The sequence below is a fragment of the Rhodococcus sp. 24CO genome (genome assembly GCF_050586165.1).
Lineage (GTDB): Bacteria > Actinomycetota > Actinomycetes > Mycobacteriales > Mycobacteriaceae > Rhodococcus_F.
In genome coordinates, this window is record NZ_JAZFNF010000001.1 from 553119 (window position 1) to 572054 (window position 18936).

The following is an 18936-nucleotide window of genomic DNA, read 5'->3' on the forward strand; positions in this document are numbered from 1 at the left end:
AACAAGCCTTCCGAAGGTAATGTCGCGTCACTTCGAAACTAGCGGGCCGGAAACTCGGAGTTGTGATCGGTACCACCGAACGAGACAACTTGTCGCACGGGTATGTGGTCGGGTTAGCTGTGATCGCCTGTATGGTGTTATCGGTTGTAGTTGTCCCTAATGGATTGGTGGCCGTAGACAGACATGGAACTGTTCTTGGATATCCTGCTGGTCATCACCAGCTTGCTCTTGATTCTGCTGGTGCTGCTGCATCGGGCCAAGGGCGGCGGTCTGTCGAGCCTGTTCGGCGGCGGTGTCCAGTCCAGCCTGTCCGGATCGACAGTGGTCGAGAAGAACCTCGATAGATTGACTGTCTTCACCGCTCTGATCTGGCTCATTTCGATCGTCGGCATCGGTCTGGAGATCAAGTTCGCCTGATCGCCGTACGTCACGTTTTTCACACGGAACCCCGCCATCGAGCGGGGTTCTGCGTTTGAGTTGATAATTGAACGATGACCGAATTTGTTTCGAATCAGCATCGTGAAACGCCACGCGAGGCCACCGAGCCACTGCGTGAGGACATTCGGCTTCTCGGCGGGATCCTTGGGCAGATTGTTCGTGAACAGGCCGGCGACACCGTATTCGATCTTGTGGAACGCGCCCGGGTGGAGTCGTTCCGCGTGCGCCGTTCGGAAATTGACCGCGCCGAACTGGTGTCGTTGTTCGCTGGAGTGAGCACCGCAGACGCGATCCCGGTGATCCGTGCGTTCAGCCACTTTGCCTTGCTCGCCAATCTGGCCGAGGACATCCACCGTGAGCGTCGGCGCGCCATTCACATCAATGCCGGCGAACCGCCGCGTGACAGCACACTGGCCGCTACCTACAGCAAACTCGACGGTGCGGACATCAGCGCTGCGACGGTAGAAGAAGCACTTCGCGGAGCTCTTGTCTCACCGGTCATCACGGCTCATCCGACGGAAACGCGTCGACGGACAGTATTCGAGACTCAGTCCCGCATCACCGAATTGATGCGCTACCGCGAGCGCACAGCATTGAGCGTCGGGGAAACCGCGGAGGTGGATCTGGACTTGCGTCGACAGATTCTCACCCTCTGGCAGACCGCGCTGATCAGGCTCTCACGCCTACGTATCCAGGACGAGATCGAAGTGGGATTGCGTTACTACGACGCGGCCCTTTTCGAAGTCATTCCCAAGATCAATGCCGAGGTGCGCAAGGCGCTTCGCGGCCGATGGCCAGAGGCAGATCTCCTGCGTGAGCCGATCTTGCGTCCGGGTTCCTGGATCGGCGGTGACCGCGACGGTAATCCCTACGTGACGGGGGAGATCGTGCATCGCGCGACAACCCGAGCGGCAGCCACCGCAATCGAGCATCACCTCGCCGAACTCGAACACCTCGAGCGTGAGCTGTCGATGTCGGCGCGGTTGGTCACGGTGACACCGGAATTGGATCTCCTGGCGTCGACCTCGGGTGACGATTCGGTGTTCCGGGCGGACGAACCCTACCGTCGCGCAGTCCGGGGAATTCGTGGACGACTCACCGCCACAGGACTTTCCATCTTGGGGGAGATGCCGGCGCACGGCGGCGACTCGGGACTCGAGGCATACCTCGAACCCGCGCAACTTCAGCACGATCTAGCCGTGATCGACACGTCACTGCGTCGGAACGGTGACGCGGTGATAGCCGATGATCGCCTCGAACGTCTGCGAGAAGCCGTGGAGGTGTTCGGTTTCCATCTCTCGGGGCTGGACATGCGGCAGAACTCCGAAGTTCACGAGAGCGTCGTTGCCGAGTTGTTGGCCTGGTCGGGTGTTCACCCGGACTACGCGTCGTTGTCGGAATCGGAAAAAGTGGACCTGCTCTCTGCGGAACTGACCACCCGTCGGCCGTTGACCTCGCCGGACGCGGAGTTTTCCGAACTGACGACCAAGGAATTGGCGATCATGCACGCCGGTGCCAAGGCAGTTCGGGTTCTGGGCGCCGGTGCCGTTCCCAACTACATCATCAGCATGTGCAGCTCCGTGAGCGACATGCTCGAGGCCGCGGTTCTGCTGAAAGAGGTGGGAGTTCTCGACCCGGGTGTTGGCGGTGAGCCGTCTTGCCCCATCGGTATTGTTCCCCTGTTCGAGACGATCGAGGACTTGCAGGGCGGCGCCGCAACACTGCTGGCCACGCTCGACATTCCGATTTACCGAGCCATCGTGACGTCCCGAGGCAACAGCCAGGAAGTGATGCTCGGATACTCCGATTCCAACAAGGACGGCGGCTACCTGGCTGCCAACTGGGCGCTGTATCGCGCAGAACTCGATCTGGTCGACGCCGCGCGGAAGAGCGGAATTCGGTTGCGGCTCTTCCACGGTCGCGGCGGAACGGTCGGGCGTGGCGGTGGACCCAGCTACGAGGCAATTCTTGCGCAACCTCCCGGAGCCGTCGAAGGTTCGCTGAGGATCACCGAGCAGGGCGAGGTGATCGCAGCGAAGTACGCCGAACCACGGCTGGCTCATCGCAACCTCGAGACGCTCATTGCAGCGACGTTGGAGTCCACGTTGCTCGACGTCGAAGGGCTCGGAAACGACGCCGAGTCCGCGTACACCGTTCTCGATGAGCTTGCTGCTCTGGCGCGTACTGCATACAGCGAATTAGTCCATGACACACCAGGATTCGTCCAGTATTTCGAGGCCTCGACCCCGGTTGCAGAAATCGGCGCACTCAACATCGGTAGCCGGCCGGCCTCGCGTAAGCAGACCAAGGCGATCTCAGATCTGCGCGCGATTCCATGGGTGTTGTCCTGGAGTCAGTCACGCGTCATGCTGCCCGGCTGGTACGGCACAGGCGCAGCATTCGAGCGATGGATCGACGGCAACCCGGAGCGTTTGGCGACGCTGACGCGTTTGTACGAGAAGTGGCCGTTCTTCCGGACGGTGCTCTCGAATATGGCGATGGTGATGTCGAAATCCGACATGGGCTTGGCGGCCCGCTATGCGGAGTTGGTTCCCGACGTAGAACTACGTGATCGAGTCTTCGGAATGATCACCGACGAGCATGCCCGAACCGTTCGGATGTACAAGGCGATCACCGGTTACGACGATTTGTTTGCTGACAATTCCGGCCTGGAGCGTTCCGTCCACAACCGTTTCCCTTATCTCGAACCGCTGAATCACTTGCAGGTCGAGTTGATCAGGCGATATCGATCAGGTGACGAGAGTGATCAGGTGAGGCGCGGTATTCAGCTGACCATGAACGGTCTGGCGACGGCGCTGCGAAACAGCGGCTAAATAGCGGTCATTTTGCCCTCTCCGGGAGCCTCCCGGTTTAGTCGGTCGGCGTGACCAAGTCATGCCGACCGACCAGAAATCCAAATTGTCTCATTTGACAATTGGACGACCGTTCATGTGGTAGACATCACATCGCCTGACGTAATCGGGAACGGCAGACGCAAGCGGCAAAAGTCCTCAATTCGGGCACCGCGGCGGGTTTCGCACTCCCTAACGCGCCGAGCCGCCGGCCATCGCGCCGCGCGAAACTCTTGTCTCGAGGAGGCTTGTCTACGATGTCCACTGCGCTGTTGAATACCTCGGGGCCGCTGATGCTCGGAGGCGAACCCGCCTCCACTGCGGTCCGCGACTTCGTCCCGCTGGCGGCCGAACTTGTGAAGAACTTCTCCCGCGCCAACGCAACCTTCAAAACCCTCAACCTGGAATCCGTACAGGAGGATTTGGTTGCGGTGACCGCGCAGGGGTTACAACTTGCGATCCAGCTCATGGACCACAGGAAGCTGCCGACCGACCGCGACCTGGACAGTATTCACACCCTGACCGTCCGGCAGGCCCGACAAGGTGTCCCGCTCAGTGCCATCCTTGCCGTAACAGACGAGGCCATCAGCGTCATTCGCAACCTTATCCTCAGCAGGGCGGGCGTCGAGGACTCTGCCAACCTCAAGGAGCTCAACCACCTCCTGTTCACAGTCGCGCAGCGCCTTCATTCATTCATCTCGGTCAGCTATCTGGCGGCGATCCCTGCCGGCGCCCAGCTGGAGGGGAGTTCCGCCGGCGCCCTCGTCAAAGTCATGCTGGACGGAGACGATCCCACTGATCTCGCGTTGCAGTTGGGTATCGAGCTCGCACCCCGCTATCTCGTTCTGCGGCTCCTCGTGAACCTGCCGAAGCCTCGGCCGGGGGCCAGGGACGGCGCGCACCAGCGCCTGCAGGCATACCGCGATCTCGCCGCGGCGCAAGCCAAGGTCGCCGCCCACTTCGGAGCCAAGTTGCTCGAAGCCCCGGCGCCGCAGCGCGGGCTGGTCCTCATCGAGGGCACACCCCACTGGGGGTTGGTGTGTGAAGTCGTGCGCCAGGCGACGGCCAAGATCGGGGTGCAGATCACGGCAGTCGGCGAGAATGCCGCGCTCGAGGATCTTCCAGCGGCCCAGGCGAACACGCGCGAGTTGGTTCACCTCGTCCGCAGGCTCGGGCTGCCTGCGCAGTCATACCGGATGGATGACCTCGCGCTCGAGTTTCAACTGACCCGGAGCGGCCCAGCGCGCGACAGCCTGATCGGCCTACTCAGGCCGCTCGACAGCAACCCCGAACTGCTGCAGACGCTGTCCGTGCACCTGTCGAACGACCAGCACCGGCAGCGCACCGCATCAGCCTTGGGCTTGCACACGAACACCGTCGACAACCGGATCAAGCGCATCGCACACCTCACCGGATTGGACCCCACTTTGCCCTCTGAGCTGCTCAAACTGCGTGCTGCGATGATCGCACTCACCTTTGTCAGCACCGATGTGGACATCCGTCCAGCGAAACTGTGAAACCTCACATAACCGACTGGTAACAACCCACTTCTGCCGGCTGGACGCCACTTTTCAATAGACAAACGAGATATAAAAATGTGGCGCGAATCACCGCGCAGACCAGTAACGAAAAAGGGGAAAGACATGATCAACGGCCAGGAAAACGCCCTCCTCGGTGCCTTCTTCGACACGATCCTGCAGCTGTTCAACGCAGGCAGCACCGGAACTGGCTCGACGAACGGCGGCGGCGTCGCCTAGGGACGCGCATTTCGTGCCCCTGTGCGAGATCCTTCGCACAGGGGCACGTTTCTCGCCCCCACAATCTGAGGGGGTGACCACACCGCCACCCCGCTTAGACCAGGAGCAATACATGATCGCCTCACCAACGACCGGCGCTTTGGCCGTCGTCATGAACACCGTCCTGCAAATGTTCAACGCGGGCAGCAGCTTTCTCTTCACCAATAACGCTCCGCTCCCAGGCGGCGGCGAAGATCCCACGACGCCCGTGCCCTGATTCGCCCTAGCCGCTCGAACCGCAACATCGCAGACAGGAATCATCGTGATCAACTCGCCGTACACCCAGGGCAGCCTGGTCATCGACTTCGGCTCTCTTGCCAGCGCACTCGGTTTCGGAAGTGCCGGCCCGATCGTCTCGTTCGGCAGTGCCGGAAGCATTGAATTCAGTAGTGTCGGCGGACTTTGACGGACCTCACCGTCTCCCACGCACATTCTTCGTATCCACTCGCGAAACAGAAAGCAGGTCTTCCTGTGCCTACAATCCCGCTCACCGGTGACCCCGTCGTGATCAACATAATTGTCCAGCTTTTCAGCGCAGGCAGCAGCAATGCGCTCGCTCTGGGCGGTGTCGGGAGCAGCGGGCTCGGTAGCACCGGGCTCGGCAGCTTCGACTCGGCGAGCATGGGCAGCGCCGCATAGCAGCGACCGGCGGTGCTTTCGATCTGTGATTCTGCATGAACTGCTCCCCGAATCTCGAACTGACGAAGTTTCAGTTCTGACTTCCGGGGAGCAGTTCAGTTCGAGTAGTCTCGCAGCGTAAAAACGAACCCGACTGCAATCGCGGCACCTGCCAGGACGTACACCGCAATCCGCAACCATGCCGGGCCGATGACACTGATGGTAATCGCCGCGGTCAGAGCCACGATGATCATCACGACGCCGTAAGCCGGTGTGCGTTCCGGATGTTTCGCGTGTCGAGGCTGTGAATTCTCCACTACTTCACTGTGCGCCAACGGGGTTGGCAGATGCAATGGTGCGTGTTTCGTCAGCGCGAGTACAACTGTGTCTCGAGAGCTGGATTCGCGTGGACGGATTCGAGCCTGGCGAGGTCGGCGGACACGACAAGCGTGTCCATCTCGTCGATCCCGGTTGCGCCGCACCAGGTTTGGTCCGCAGGCCACCAGAAGTTCGGGGTGCGAGTCCGGGTGGCGCGACGTGCGGACCGGATGGTCGTGACGACCTCGTAGTTCCACCCCTGCAGGCCTTCCGAGGCACGAGCACAACCGCGGATCGGTTCGTCGAGGAACCCACCCCACCCGTCCCAGAACAGTCCCGATTGCACGTCGTCGAAGTGGTCGTAGACGATATCGATCAGCTCGGTAGGCAGTGACCCCATTTCCGGTTCAGTGTCGAAGATGCCTTCGATTGTCGTGCACGGATCCGGGTGTTTGACGCTATCGGGAAACCACGCTCCGACGATCTCGGAAAACGGCATCCCGACAATTAACTCTCTGCCGGCGGCAGTGGCGATCTGGGACCATGTCACCGCTCGAGGCTCACCGTCGTCATGGATATACGCCGGGTGCAGGATCCGCAGAACATGCGGGTAGCGGTCGGCTAGCCAGTGCCCTGTCGGTCCTGAATCGGGGTAGGGGAAGGGTGCGAGCCATGTCGCGTGATCGGGTAACGGATCGCCGATCCAACCAATGCGTGGGGACATGCTGCGATTCTCTCGAGTCGTCGAGGCGCTGCGTGAGTGCGATCAGGAGCAAACTTGCTGGAAAGTTGCGGCGCCCGGTCGTAATCGATAGCGCTTCTCGGTTCCGTCAGCTTCGAAAACAGTTGCGGTTTCAGATAACCGGGTCATAGTGCCCTTCTGGTACGGATCGTCCCAACCGGAGGGCGAATTATTTTGCCGAGCAACAGTATTGACCGCTTCCCAATACTTTCCTGCGAACTTGGCTTCTCGCGCACCGCAGTGGGTATACATCCTGTAGCTGTAGGCGGTGCCGATTTCGACCTTGTCCGGTGATGGCTCGGACGGAGCGCCGCATCCAGTCAGGCCGGCTGTGAACAGCGCCGCCATGCTCAGCCACTTCGCTACCGAAAGCCCTGTCATACATCGACTTTAGCTTTTGTTGGCTTTGTGCAGCGCTCAGCGCTGATGGGCCGGTTAGTTCACACTACGCGTGTGTTGTGCGACTGATGGCTGATGGCTGAGCGGCGGTACTTCACGGTGGCGTCGGCGCGGGCCGCGGGAGAGTAAGTGAGCGATTGAGTTTGGAAACGGGCTTCACACTTGGGAATGTAACGGGTGATACATTCTCAGATGTGAATTCCGAGTCATCTGTGAACTGGCGGATAGTCCTGATCAAGATTGCCGCCGAGCCCTCGCGTCACCGTGTTGCAGTGTGGCGAGAACTGCGCAAAGTTGGTGCGTTGTCGATCGGGCAAGGCACCTGGGCTGTGCCCAACGTTCCGGCATTCGCGGCCGGCGTCGACCGTGCGAAAGAACTTGTCGACCGCGCGTCCGGTGAAATCGTCTTCCTCAACGCAACGGGTGCGAGCGAGGAAGACAACTCGCGATTCGCCGCGATGTTCACTGCAGCCCGCGAGGAGGACTGGACCGAATTCCTGTCGGACTGCGCGAAATACGAAGCCGAACTCGACAAGGAGATCCGGATCCAGAAATTCACGCTCGCAGAACTCGAGGAAGAAGAGCAGAGCCTGGACAGGCTTCGTCGCTGGCATCGAGACTTGAAGGCGCGCGACGTATTCGGCGCGAGCAATGCCGTAAGCGCAACTGCAGCTCTCCAGCAGTGCACATTGCGATTCGAGGACTACTCGGAGCGAGTGATCAACGCGCTGCACTCTCCCGAAGGCGAAGACGACGGTGATCGCTCATGAGTGACAGCAAGGCGCAGGTCGAAGGCGCACGATGGCAGATGTGGCCGCTGTACGCGGCCGGATTTACGACTGCATTCGGAGCCCATGCCGTTGCGGCGAACCTCGTGTTCGATCTCGACGACCTGACGAGTTCACTGCTCTATCTCGGACTACTGCTGGCCCTGTACGACGGAGCTGAAGTCCTGCTGAAACCCGTCTTCGGCACGCTAGCGGACAGGATCGGTGCCAAGCCGGTTCTGCTCGGTGGACTCGTCGCATTTGCTGCGGCATCCTTGCTGTTTGTTGTTGTCGCCGATACGGATTGGCTGTGGTTGGCTCGGTTGGGTCAAGGTGCGGCAGCATCGGCATTCTCGCCGGCAGCTAGTTCTTCGGTCGCCCGGTTAACCCGAAAAGGCAAACACGGCAGTGCTTTCGGAACCTACGGGTTCTACAAGAGTCTCGGCTATACGCTCGGCCCGTTGCTGGGCGGTGTGATCGTGTGGATCGGCGGTCTCGCACTCTTGTTTGCAGTCATGGCCGTTCTCGCGCTGGTGGTCGCGATCTGGGCCAAGGCCGTCGTACCTGCACTTCCGCCGTTACCTCGGGCACGGCAAACCGTCGTAGATCTGGCTCGGCGCTTGAGTGATCGTCAGTTCCTCGGTCCCACCGCTGCTCTTGCGGCGTCGACGGCCGCTTTGTCGGTCGGTGTGGGGTTTCTTCCTGTTGCCGGCGTTCATGCCGGACTTGGACCGATTGCAACTGGCGCGGCCGTATCAGTTCTGGCGTTGTGTGCGGCATTTGCCCAACCGCGAGCCGGGCGAGCACTCGACGCCGGCAAGATTACCGTCGAGCGAGGTGTGGCTTGGGGATTGGTTGTCACCGCCGCGGGTCTGGCACTAGCCATGATTCCGGGTCTGGTCGGGATTCTCACCGCGGCAGTCGCTGTCGGCATCGGCACCGGCATCATCACACCCCTCGGCTTTGCCGCACTCGCTGCATCGACGCCCGAGGAGCGCATGGGGCAGACGATGGGTGCAGCCGAACTGGGCCGCGAACTTGGCGACGCGGGTGGTCCGCTGATCGTGGCGGGCGTGGCGGCTGTCGCGACACTGACGGCGGGCTTCGGCGTGCTTGCAGCAATAACACTGTTGATCGGCGCCGATTCCGCGCGTCAGCGCACTCTCCGTTCATGACGCCGTCGATGCTCCATGGCTAGGTTGCTGAAAACGTCGGTTTGAATTACCGCTCGTAATCTCGAAGTTCTATTCGCTGGCCTGCGCTCTGATCAGTTGGGCGAGCGTCGCCGACGTAATGGACAGGACTATCGCGGAGATCATGACCAGCCACAGTCCCCATCCGACTGACGGGCCAATCACTTTTCCGGCGATCTCGGTACCGCGTTGAAGGATGCAGGCGGCGTTGCCGACGGCAACGATCAAGACTGCGATTCCCGCCAAGGGACCAATGCAGTGGTTCCGTGTCTCCGGTGTGACGCCCCTCGAGAGAAGTGGAGTCAATGCCAATGCCGCACCAATCCCGAGGACCAGGGTGATCACGCCGCATTCGCCGATACCGGAACTACCCAGCGCGAGGAACGACGTCCACGGTCCGATGCTGCCGATGATGATGCCGGCACATGAGAGGGCTGCCGCGATCAGATTCGGCCTGAAATGAGCAGGCATCGCCATTTGAGGTGCTCGAGGTGCGATCCCGAATGGCTGCTGGTCGTGGGGCTGATTTACCCGAATGGTCACTGGGTCGACCGACTTTCTCTCACACCGTTGTTGCTCGTATCGAGCTTCTTCGGAGTCTAGAGACCACCCCCTGTGTTGTGACCGATTCGACAATATTCGATTGAATGCGAGTGCCGACCTGCCAAGAGTTTCAGCCCAAAGCAACGGGAAGCAAGCCTCGCGGAGTCTCCCGAATTATCTGGTTCAGCGCCGAGTCCAGAGTCGGAAACGTGAACTGGAAGCCGGTGTCGGAGAGAACGCCCGGGTCGACCCAGCGGCTCTTGAGTACCAGCTCGGCTTCTGTGCGTATTACGCGTGCGCCCAACTCCAGCATCCAGCCGGACGTCGGCATCCCGCGCACTCGACCCAGGGATGCCCGAACCTCGCGCATCAACACGGCATTGGACACCGCATCGGGCGAGGCGACATTGACCGGACCGGAGATGCCCTGGTGGTCGTAGATGTGGGTGATGGAGCGCACTAGATCGTGGGCGTGAATCCAGCTGAACATCTGCTGACCGTCGCCCATTCTTCCACCGAAGCCGACGCGGGCCAGATTGATGAACGGATTGATCGCTCCGCCACCGGCTCCGAGCACGATCGACATCCGAAGTGCCACCTTGCGAACGGTTGTCGGTGCCTCGAACAGCTCTTGTTCCCAGGCTCGCGCGACTGCCACCGAGAATCCTGTTCCCAGCTCGCCGGTCGTCTCGTTCATCGGCCGATCACGAGCGTCTCGGTAGATTGTGCCGGTGCTGGCATTTATCCACAGTGATGGCGGCCGCGGCGTGCGGGCCAGCGCACGACCGAGCTGCGCTGTGGTTTCCACCCGTGAGGAAAAGATCTCATCGGCATTGCGCTTGTTGTACCGACAGCTCACCGAGCGTCCGGCGAGATTGACAACCAGATCCGCACCGTCAAGAACGTCGACGATGCCTTGCTTGTCAGACCAAGCGGCATTATTCGAGTCACCCCGCCCGATCGTCCGCACATTGATCCCGCTCGTTTCGAGCGAGCGCCGCAGGTATTGCCCGATATAGCCCGACGCTCCGCAAATGACGACGTTGTTCATGGTGCTCATCGCACGGTCTCCTCTTCTCGCGCAGTTACTTTGGACATCAGTTTCGCGACATCACCGACCAGGCTCCTGGCCACCGGTAAGCGGGCCAGCTTGACGGCTTTTGCGACTACCGGGGCAAGGCCGTCGACCAATGCGCGAGTGCGAGCCTGCCCCGGCGATGAATCAGTGACCCAGTGCAAAGTCACGCCCATGTAGGTGAGCCACAGAAGTGTGGGGAGCTGCTTCTCCAATGAGGGCGGGGTCCGCTGGTGGGAGGCAGTGAGAGCTTCGCGCATCAGATCGATCGCCATTGCTCGGGCGTCGGTGGACTCGACCGAAAACGGGCTGGACCTCGAGGTGGTGGGTAACGCACTTTGCAGGAAGGTTCCGCCGAAGCCGTGATAGGGAGTCATCACATCGAGTCCGGAGTGCAGAACTGTTTTCAGGTTCTCCGCAAGTGAGCCGCCCTCGCGCAACAGTGGAAGTGCCCGGTTGCGATGATCGCGCTGGACGACGCGATACAGCTCATGGACAAGTTCGTCCTTGCTGGCGAAGTAGTAATAGGCATTGCCGAGTGAGACGCCGGCCTCGCTCGCGATCCGGCGCATGGTCGTCGACTGGAAGCCTTCGTCGCGGAAGAGTCGCAAGGCAGTGTCCAGCAGCTTTTCCCGTGTCTCGGCCCCGCGACTACTCATGACGTCTCCTTCTTTTGAACGTGTTCAAGTCGAGCTTACGCATTAGAGTTGAACATGTTCAATTAGAGACTCTTGGCTACTGAGAGTGCGCGAAATCCAGGGCTTCCTTGATCCAGGCGTTGAACTCCACGGTTGAACTGGTGCCGGTGCGATCGACCTCGATCCACCCTTTGCTCATCGGCTTTCCGCGCATGTCAGGCCAGTGCGCGCCCTTGTGGAGCAACAGTTCGTCGACGCGTTCCGGCGCGCCGCGGATCAAGAGGTTGCCGTGAGAGTTCGCTGCGACCGCCAATTGTCCGTTGACCATGAAACTCAGGCCGCCGAACATCTTCACTTCACTGACGTCATCCTCGATCACGAGTGCATCGCGGATCCGGTCTGCCAGTGCTTTGTCGTATGCCATGCGACCATCCCTCGATGTTGATCGCGTGCCCGGTACGGACATGCCTCATAAGCGTGACATGCGATGGCCGAAAGCGTTACGAATGAGCGGGCACTCGTGAACTACGTTCTCGGCCTTGCGCGCGGTATGCCGCGGGTGCCCGCCGTCATACACGCTAGGCGGATCGATCGGCCTTCCTCTCGGCAATCGCCGCAGGGTGGGAACAGCTCGACTCGGCTGACTACCCGTTCTTACGTCAAGTGACAGCGCAGCTGCGCGACCACGACGACCGCGAGCAATTTCTTGCCGACATCGATCTCATCCTGGCGGGAATCGAGACCGTCCGCAACTGACCATTCGGGCGTGCTGAACGGTAGATATCGGCACTGCCGCAGGCTGATTGTGCATCCGCGCGGTTGATCAACCACGCGGATGCACAATCAGCGCGCGGCAGGTAGAAGTGGATGATCGAAAGCCCTCGGAAGGCCGGGTTAGTCTCTGGCTGCGAGCAATTCGGCAATCCTCGCGACGAGATCGAGCGGGATCGGCTTGTTCAGAGGGAACTTCGCCGTCGCTTTGGCTGATCGATACGGGTCGATTGCCTTCTCGAATTCAGCGTCGCCCTCGGGGAGCGGGTACATCGAAATGTGGTGTTTCCACCCGGCAAAATGAACCACGCTTTTGCCGTTAACCGTGATGGTCGGCATCTGGTAGCTGATGGTTTCTCCGGCGCCGGGGACTGCCTCGTGGATGCTCTGACGGATGCTCTCGAGCACAGGTTGCACATCGATCGGGAAGGACGCGATGTACTGGTCGATCGTCTCGAATCTTTCCGGTCCCGAACTGTCGGGGCGTTCTGTGGTCACCCGTCGAACATATCGTCATCGGGCGTTGTCGACAGTGAATCCGTCAATCGATTGGTAACCATTGATTCGCTGATTCTCGTGTCGATTGGGAAGTACGGTGCCTTTATGCGCTATTCACGGGAATTGCTGGGAGTTGCTGCCGTCGCCTTGTTGGTGGGATGTGGTGCGCCGAGCAATAACGCGGAAGACGTAGCAGCACCGACGTCGCGGGCGAATGTGCCTGGCCTGGTGGAACCAACGTGCCTGGCAGGCAATCTTCTCGGATTCTCCGACTTGCCGTAGGCAGCAGCACCGGCTCCTGAGCCCCAGGCGATCCCGGCCGACTTTGTGCCCGTCCGAGTAGTTACATGTGAGGGTGACTGGAGCGCCGGCGTAGTCGAGCACTCAGTGTCATGGGTCGAGGAACGACGTGAGGGCAATATGGACGCCGTTATTGCAGGCTACCGGCTTACGTCCGATGCGCCGACGGAACCCCGCACCTGCATGGTGGACCAGCCGACGCCTCCGATTGTGTGGCTCGTCGACGATCAAGGCCTGGGACTGCGCGCGCCGGATCTGCCGACAGGCGAGTGCGGCGCGTTCAAGTGGGACGCGATCGTTGCCATCCGGGAGCTACCGGTCACCGAACGGATTGTTCACCTCATCCCCGTTTCACCGACGGTCGAAGCTCGGTTCGTCACCCCGGAGTGACGGCATCAGCGGACATTCTGGGAGGGCGCCAAATTTCGGGTGGGCGACTAATCGTGATCCGGCTGCCAGAAGTTGGGCCTCGAACCGTCTGTGTCCGCGAAGCCGTACTCTGCTCCGAGTTCACCTGAACTGACAGATCGTTGATTCCATCGGGCCCGATTCGGATCGGCGGCAAGGGCGGCAACTGCGCGTCCGACAAATCTCGGCGACTCGGAGCGCGCAAAATCCGGTGGCGCGGTCGGCCCATCCTGATTCGGCAGTAGTGCGTCTCGCCAATTCGATTCTGTGACACCAAAATTGTCGAGCATCATTTCTGATCGCAGGAAGCCCGGTGTAATGGCAATGGCGGTACATCCGAACGGGGCCAATTCATGACCCTGCGTATATGCGAGCCTGTTCACCGACACTTTTGCCAAGTCGTAGAACACCGAAATGCGGTAGTTCGAGGCGTTGTATTCGGTAGTGCCGTCGGTTATTTCGACAACCAAGCCACCTGGCCGGTCAATCATCAGCGGCAGGAGATGATGCGACGTAGTGATGTGGGTGTCGATCGCCAGGCGCAAGATGTGAAATCCCTTGTCCAGATCGTGTTCCCAGACTGGAGTGTTCCACTCCGCGGGTCCACCCTTGAGCAGTTCCGCGCCCCAGATGTCGTTGACCAACACGTCGATGTGGCCGTAGTCGGTGCGCAATCTCGCGGCGAGATCAGCCACCTGAGTGCTCTTGAGGTGATCAACGGCAATCGGTACTCCGACGCCGCCCAATTCGGTGACCAGAGCGGCGGTCTCCTCGATGGTTTCGCTCCGTTGGTAATCCGACTGAAGAATACCGGTAGAGGTACTCCGACCAGTGCAGATAACCGTGGCACCCGCTTCGCCCAAAGCTGCGGCGATTCCGCGTCCGGCGCCCCGCGTCGCCCCGGCAACAACAGCTACTCGCCCGCGTAGGGCATCAGGTTGAGGTGTCCACGCCATTGTCCGATTCTGCTCGCGGGCGCTGCCACGTTCAAGGCCTCGAAACAAAAGAGGAACCGAAAGCTCTCTGGGCGCGTCAAAGTTCGTGAGTGCTCAGGAACATGGACCGGGGGGAACATGAATCGTTGTGTCGGGCAGAGTGCCCACTGGAGAAACGGTGTCACGCCGATGAGTTCGGTTGTGGCACGAAGAAATTCGAGCAGGCTAGCGATTGTGCGTAGCGGTCGCCGCGGGGGAGTGGCCACAGAAGTTCCACCGACACGGGAGTCGCCCGAAGACGACTCCCGGCCGGAGTGAATCTGAAATCAGGGCAGCTGCGAGGCAGCGCCCGAATCGAGGAACCACCGGGTGGCAACCAACCCTGTGGCACCCGCGCATGGCCAGTCAACAGCGGCTGCGCCGCCAACGGCAGCGGCAACAGCTTCAGCCTTAGCTGCGCCGGAAATCAGCAGCCACACTTCCTTTGCACGCTGAACGGCGGGCAAAGTCAGAGTGATGCGGACCGGCGGGGGCTTGGGGGAGTCCGTCACCGCAACCACAAAACGAGACTCTTCACGAACCGCGTCGGTGTGCGGGAACAGCGAGTTGATGTGTCCCTCACCGCCCATGCCAAGCAGGTGCACATCAAATGTGGGGACCTGCTTGCCGTGCGCCTGCGCGCCCAGCAACTGCTCGTAGGCAGTTGCCGCGCCGTCAGGATCGCCGTCGTAGATGCCGTCCGAGGCGGCCATCGGATGTACCCGATCCGGATCGACCGGAACATGATCGAGTAGCGCCTCGCGCGCTTGAACCTCGTTACGCTCCGGATCGCCGGCCGGGAGGAAACGCTCGTCGCCCCAGTACAGGTCGATTTGCGCCCAGTCGATGTCGCCGGGAGTTTTGCGCAACTTTTCGAGAAGTGCGATGCCGGTTCCGCCGCCGGTCAGAACGATGGATGCAACGCCGCGAGCCTTCTGAGCCTCGACGATGGTGTCCACCAACCGTGCGGCAGCCGCGTCCACCAACTGGACTGCGTCCGAAAACTTCTCTACGACAACATCACTCATATGTCACCTTCTCGAGGCCGGCCAGTGCCTCTTCGTAGATTTCGTCAGGATCGAGTCGACGCAATTCCTCGGCGAGGCAATCGCGTGTTTCCCGGCGCCCCAGGGACACAAGCGCATCCGGCTGACCCGTGCGGATCAGCGTTGCGGTTGTACCCTCTTGCGGGCGGCTGATGGAGATGCTGCGCGTCTCGAGCTTCAGCTCCACATTCAGCGCGCCGGTGCGGCGGTACACCGGAACTCCGGTCTTTGCAGCCAACCAGCCAGCCAGAATATCCAGTGCGGGTTCGGTTTTCAGGCCTGACACCACAGCGGAGGTGACATTCTCGTGTGGCGGAAGATCGAGCGCCGACGCCAACAGTGCACGCCAGTACGTGACGCGACTCCACGCCAGATCGGTATCTCCGGCGGTGTACGACGCGAGTCGACCCTTGATGGTTGCCGTCGGATCGGGTGCGCCGGTCGCGTCGGTGATACGACGGACCGCGAGCTTACCCACCGGGTCCTTGGCCGGAATCGCGGGAGCCTCGAGCGGCCACCACGCGACAACCGGAGTGTCCGGGAGCAGGAACGGGATGACAACGCTGCTCTCGTGATCCGCCAGCGGACCGTAGAGACGGAGCACCACAACTTCCGAAGCGCCCGCGTCGCCGCCGACGCGGATCTGGGCGTCGAGGCGTGGTTCGCTTTGCTCGTCGCCGCGCAGCAGCACGATGACGCGACACGGGTGCTCGCGGCTTGCTTCGTTGGCTGCCTCGATCGCTTCTTCGGCGTTGCCGGTGTCGCGGGTGCAGACAACAAGAGTCAACACACGACCCAACGTGACAGCGCCGCCGGTCTTGCGTACCTCGACCAGTTTCTTGCTGACCTGGACCGTGGTGGTTGACGGCAAATCGAGAATCACTAGGGTCGCCTCCATTCGCGTCCGGTGCGGTTCAACATTTCGTCGGCAGATTCCGGTCCCCAGGTACCGGCCTCGTACGGGTCCGGTTTGCCACCGGCAGCCCAATGCTCGAGGACGGGATCGAGGATCTCCCAAGACAATTCGACTTCGGCGTTCACCGGGAACAGTGACGGCTCGCCGAGGAGGACATCGAGGATGAGTCGCTCGTACGCTTCGGGTGAAGACTCGGTGAAGGCCTGGCCGTACGAGAAGTCCATGTTGACGTCGCGTACTTCCATGCTCGATCCCGGAACCTTCGATCCGAAGCGCATGGTGACGCCTTCATCGGGCTGTACTCGGATGACCAGCGCGTTCTGGCCGAGATCGTCGGTCATGGTCTTGTCGAAAGGCAGATGCGGTGCCCGCTTGAAGACCACGGCGATCTCCGTGACCCTGCGACCCAGACGCTTTCCGGTGCGCAGGTAGAAGGGCACACCGGCCCAACGTCGAGTGTCGACCTCGAGGGTGATGGCCGCGTACGTCTCGGTGATGGAATCAGCCGCGAAGCCGTCCTCTTCGAGAAGCCCGACAACCGGGAGACCACCCTGCCAACCGCCCGTGTACTGGCCACGGGCAGTAGTCTCGTCGAGAGGTTCGGCGAGCCTGGTGGCGGAGAGGACCTTGATCTTCTCAGCTTGCAGGTTGAGCGGCTCGAAGCTGATGGGCTCTTCCATTGCAGTGAACGCCAGCAGTTGCAGCAGGTGGTTCTGGATGACGTCGCGAGCTGCGCCGATACCGTCGTAGTATCCGGCGCGGCCACCGAGACCGATGTCTTCGGCCATCGTGATCTGAACGTGGTCGACGTAGTGCGCGTTCCAGATCGGATCGAACAGCTGGTTCGCGAAACGCAAAGCCAGGATGTTCTGAACCGTTTCCTTGCCGAGGTAGTGGTCGATACGGAAGACCGTGTCCTCGGGGAACACCTTGTTGACCACAGCGTTCAGTTCACGAGCACTCTCGAGATCGTGCCCGAACGGCTTCTCGATGACAACGCGTCGCCACTGGCCTTCTTCGGCCTGGGCAAGCCCGGACGACGACAACTGCTCGAGAACCTGCGGGAAATCATCCGGCGGGATCGCGAGGTAGAAGCCGTGATTGCCACCGATGCCGCGCTCGGAATCAAGCGTGGCCAAGGTTTCGGCCAGGTTCGTGAAGCCCTCGGAATCGTCGAAGTTGCCCTTGACGAATCGGATACCGTCCGCCAGACGCTCCCACACGCTCTGCCGGAACTTGGTGCGAGCACCGTCCTTGACCGCGTCCAGAACTACCTGTGCGAAGTCTGCGTCAGTCCAGTCGCGCCGGGCGAACCCGACCAGAGCGAATCCGGGCGGCAGCAGCCCTCGGTTGGCAAGGTCGTAGACGGCCGGCATCAGCTTGCGCCGAGCCAAGTCGCCGGTGACCCCGAAAATCACCAGGGCGCAAGGCCCGGCAATATGCGGAAGACGTTTGTCCGTGCTGTCTCTGAGGGGGTTGACCCAATCCGATGCCGCCGCGGAATCGCTCACAGGCTCAGCTCTTCTGGGTTGCTGCGCGGAGCTGCTCGGCAGTCGCGTCCAGCAACTCGTTCCACGACACCTCGAACTTGTCGACGCCCTCGGTCTCGAGGACAGTGAACACGTCCACGAGGTCGATGCCGACGGCCGCGAGCTGATCGAAAACTGCCTGCGACTCCTGAGCGGTGCCCGAGATGGTGTCGCCCGCGATCTCACCGTGGTCGGCCAGTGCGTCGAGCGTCTTCTCCGGCATGGTGTTGACCGTGTTGGGTGCAACCAACTCCGTGACGTAGAGCGTGTCCGGGTAGTCGGGGTTCTTCACACCCGTCGACGCCCACAGCGGACGCTGCGCCTTGGCGCCGTCAGCCAGAAGCCCCTGGAAGCGCGACTGCACCTCGAAGACCTGCTGGTATGCGTTGTATGCCAGACGAGCGTTTGCGAGTGCAGCCTTGCCGCGAAGCTCGAGAGCTTCAGGCGTGCCGATCGCCGTGAGGCGGTTGTCGATCTCGGAATCCACGCGGGAAACGAAGAACGACGCCACCGACTCGATGGACGCGATGTCGCGGCCCGCAGCCTTCGCGGTCTCCAGACCGTCGAGGTACGCACCCATGACGGCTTCGTAGCGCTCGACCGAGAAGATCAACGTGACGTTGACGCTGATGCCTTCACCGATCACCTTGGCGATGGCCGGAATGCCGGCCAGCGTCGCGGGGATCTTGATGAGGACGTTCGGGCGGTCGACGATCTTGTGCAGCTCGATGGCCTGCGCGACAGTCGCATCGGTGTCGTGTGCCAGGCGAGGATCAACCTCGATGGATACGCGGCCGTCGACGCCGTTCGAAGCCTCGAACTGCGGAGCCAGGATGTCGCACGCAGCGCGCACGTCGTCGGTGGTGACTGCCGTGATGGTGGCGTCGACATCGGCGCCGCGCTGGGCCAACTCGCGAACCTGAGCGTCGTAGTCCGAGCCCTTGGACAGGGCTGCCTGGAAGATCGACGGGTTGGTGGTGACACCAACGATGGACTTGGTGTCGATCAGGTTCTGCAGGTTTCCGGACTGGATGCGATCTCGCGAAAGATCGTCAAGCCAGATGGAAACTCCTGCAGCGGACAGCTTTTCGGTGTTCACATTCTGTGTCATCGAG

The 18936-nt window shown here is 61.1% G+C and carries 23 protein-coding genes; 10 read left to right on the forward strand and 13 right to left on the reverse strand.

What is annotated here, in order from left to right; translation table 11 throughout:
- The first annotated feature begins 183 nt into the window (after positions 1-183).
- The 6 genes from secG to V2B23_RS02685 all read left to right on the forward strand — a co-directional run bounded on the left by secG (position 184) and on the right by V2B23_RS02685 (position 5725).
- Positions 184-417 (forward strand): preprotein translocase subunit SecG, encoded by a 234-nt coding sequence (gene secG / locus V2B23_RS02660; RefSeq protein WP_430948889.1) that lies wholly within the window; start codon positions 184-186, stop codon positions 415-417.
- Between the two features lie 74 nt (positions 418-491).
- The gene (gene ppc, locus V2B23_RS02665; RefSeq protein WP_430948890.1) at positions 492-3272 is read left to right on the forward strand and encodes a phosphoenolpyruvate carboxylase; all 2781 of its coding nucleotides are present in this window, start codon (positions 492-494) and stop codon (positions 3270-3272) included.
- A 275-nt stretch (positions 3273-3547) separates the two neighbouring features.
- On the forward strand, positions 3548-4807 hold the full coding sequence (locus V2B23_RS02670; RefSeq protein WP_430948891.1) for a PucR family transcriptional regulator: 1260 nt from the start codon (positions 3548-3550) through the stop codon (positions 4805-4807).
- Between the two features lie 352 nt (positions 4808-5159).
- Positions 5160-5303, forward strand: a complete 144-nt coding sequence (locus V2B23_RS02675) for a hypothetical protein (RefSeq protein WP_165826291.1) — start codon at positions 5160-5162, stop codon at positions 5301-5303.
- 45 nt (positions 5304-5348) lie between these two features.
- Positions 5349-5492, forward strand: coding sequence for a hypothetical protein (locus V2B23_RS02680; protein ID WP_165826289.1), 144 nt, complete (start codon positions 5349-5351; stop codon positions 5490-5492).
- A 65-nt stretch (positions 5493-5557) separates the two neighbouring features.
- Complete coding sequence (locus V2B23_RS02685; protein ID WP_165826287.1) at positions 5558-5725, forward strand: hypothetical protein; 168 nt, start codon at positions 5558-5560, stop codon at positions 5723-5725.
- A gap of 95 nt (positions 5726-5820) precedes the next feature.
- Here the strand turns inward: V2B23_RS02685 and V2B23_RS02690 are convergent, their stop codons facing one another.
- From V2B23_RS02690 to V2B23_RS02700, 3 genes are read right to left on the reverse strand one after another with little or no spacing between them, the layout of a single operon-like run.
- Entirely contained in the window at positions 5821-6021 is a 201-nt protein-coding gene (locus V2B23_RS02690; protein ID WP_430948892.1) for a hypothetical protein, read from the reverse strand.
- A 50-nt stretch (positions 6022-6071) separates the two neighbouring features.
- The gene (locus tag V2B23_RS02695; RefSeq protein ID WP_430948893.1) at positions 6072-6746 is read right to left on the reverse strand and encodes a hypothetical protein; all 675 of its coding nucleotides are present in this window, start codon (positions 6744-6746) and stop codon (positions 6072-6074) included.
- A gap of 42 nt (positions 6747-6788) precedes the next feature.
- Positions 6789-7145 (reverse strand): hypothetical protein, encoded by a 357-nt coding sequence (locus tag V2B23_RS02700; RefSeq protein WP_430948894.1) that lies wholly within the window; start codon positions 7143-7145, stop codon positions 6789-6791.
- Positions 7146-7357: 212 nt separating this feature from the next.
- On the opposite strand from V2B23_RS02700, the gene V2B23_RS02705 reads away from it, so the two are divergent.
- Together V2B23_RS02705 and V2B23_RS02710 are read left to right on the forward strand one after the other, a co-directional pair.
- Positions 7358-7933: a Chromate resistance protein ChrB gene (locus V2B23_RS02705; RefSeq protein WP_430948895.1), complete on the forward strand. Its 576-nt coding sequence runs from the start codon at positions 7358-7360 to the stop codon at positions 7931-7933.
- Positions 7930-9105: an MFS transporter gene (locus V2B23_RS02710; RefSeq protein WP_430948896.1), complete on the forward strand. Its 1176-nt coding sequence runs from the start codon at positions 7930-7932 to the stop codon at positions 9103-9105. Before V2B23_RS02705 ends, V2B23_RS02710 begins: the two co-directional genes overlap by 4 nt.
- A gap of 69 nt (positions 9106-9174) precedes the next feature.
- Here V2B23_RS02710 and V2B23_RS02715 read toward each other — a convergent pair whose 3' ends face one another.
- From V2B23_RS02715 to V2B23_RS02735, 5 genes are all read right to left on the reverse strand, one after another.
- On the reverse strand, positions 9175-9600 hold the full coding sequence (locus V2B23_RS02715) for a hypothetical protein (protein ID WP_430948897.1): 426 nt from the start codon (positions 9598-9600) through the stop codon (positions 9175-9177).
- A gap of 196 nt (positions 9601-9796) precedes the next feature.
- Entirely contained in the window at positions 9797-10726 is a 930-nt protein-coding gene (locus V2B23_RS02720) for a TIGR01777 family oxidoreductase (protein ID WP_430948898.1), read from the reverse strand.
- Positions 10723-11400 (reverse strand): TetR family transcriptional regulator, encoded by a 678-nt coding sequence (locus tag V2B23_RS02725; RefSeq protein ID WP_430948899.1) that lies wholly within the window; start codon positions 11398-11400, stop codon positions 10723-10725. Before V2B23_RS02725 ends, V2B23_RS02720 begins: the two co-directional genes overlap by 4 nt.
- 76 nt (positions 11401-11476) lie before the next feature.
- Positions 11477-11803: a TfoX/Sxy family protein gene (locus V2B23_RS02730; protein WP_430948900.1), complete on the reverse strand. Its 327-nt coding sequence runs from the start codon at positions 11801-11803 to the stop codon at positions 11477-11479.
- Positions 11804-12273: 470 nt separating this feature from the next.
- Positions 12274-12648: an iron chaperone gene (locus V2B23_RS02735; RefSeq protein WP_430948901.1), complete on the reverse strand. Its 375-nt coding sequence runs from the start codon at positions 12646-12648 to the stop codon at positions 12274-12276.
- A 105-nt stretch (positions 12649-12753) separates the two neighbouring features.
- Here V2B23_RS02735 and V2B23_RS02740 point away from each other — a divergent pair, with 105 nt between their 5' ends.
- Together V2B23_RS02740 and V2B23_RS02745 are read left to right on the forward strand one after the other, a co-directional pair.
- Complete coding sequence (locus V2B23_RS02740; RefSeq protein WP_430948902.1) at positions 12754-12930, forward strand: hypothetical protein; 177 nt, start codon at positions 12754-12756, stop codon at positions 12928-12930.
- Positions 12931-13035: 105 nt separating this feature from the next.
- Complete coding sequence (locus V2B23_RS02745; RefSeq protein WP_430948903.1) at positions 13036-13338, forward strand: hypothetical protein; 303 nt, start codon at positions 13036-13038, stop codon at positions 13336-13338.
- A gap of 47 nt (positions 13339-13385) precedes the next feature.
- Here the strand turns inward: V2B23_RS02745 and V2B23_RS02750 are convergent, their stop codons facing one another.
- The 5 genes from V2B23_RS02750 to tal form a co-directional block, all read right to left on the reverse strand.
- Complete coding sequence (locus V2B23_RS02750) at positions 13386-14312, reverse strand: SDR family oxidoreductase (RefSeq protein ID WP_430948904.1); 927 nt, start codon at positions 14310-14312, stop codon at positions 13386-13388.
- A 305-nt stretch (positions 14313-14617) separates the two neighbouring features.
- Positions 14618-15358, reverse strand: coding sequence for a 6-phosphogluconolactonase (gene pgl / locus V2B23_RS02755; protein WP_430948905.1), 741 nt, complete (start codon positions 15356-15358; stop codon positions 14618-14620).
- On the reverse strand, positions 15351-16259 hold the full coding sequence (gene opcA, locus V2B23_RS02760) for a glucose-6-phosphate dehydrogenase assembly protein OpcA (protein ID WP_092808104.1): 909 nt from the start codon (positions 16257-16259) through the stop codon (positions 15351-15353). Before opcA ends, pgl begins: the two co-directional genes overlap by 8 nt.
- Positions 16259-17803 (reverse strand): glucose-6-phosphate dehydrogenase, encoded by a 1545-nt coding sequence (gene zwf, locus V2B23_RS02765; RefSeq protein ID WP_430948906.1) that lies wholly within the window; start codon positions 17801-17803, stop codon positions 16259-16261. The genes opcA and zwf overlap by 1 nt, the downstream gene beginning before the upstream one ends.
- Positions 17804-17807: 4 nt before the next feature.
- On the reverse strand, positions 17808-18932 hold the full coding sequence (gene tal, locus V2B23_RS02770; RefSeq protein ID WP_430948907.1) for a transaldolase: 1125 nt from the start codon (positions 18930-18932) through the stop codon (positions 17808-17810).
- Positions 18933-18936 lie beyond the last annotated feature (4 nt).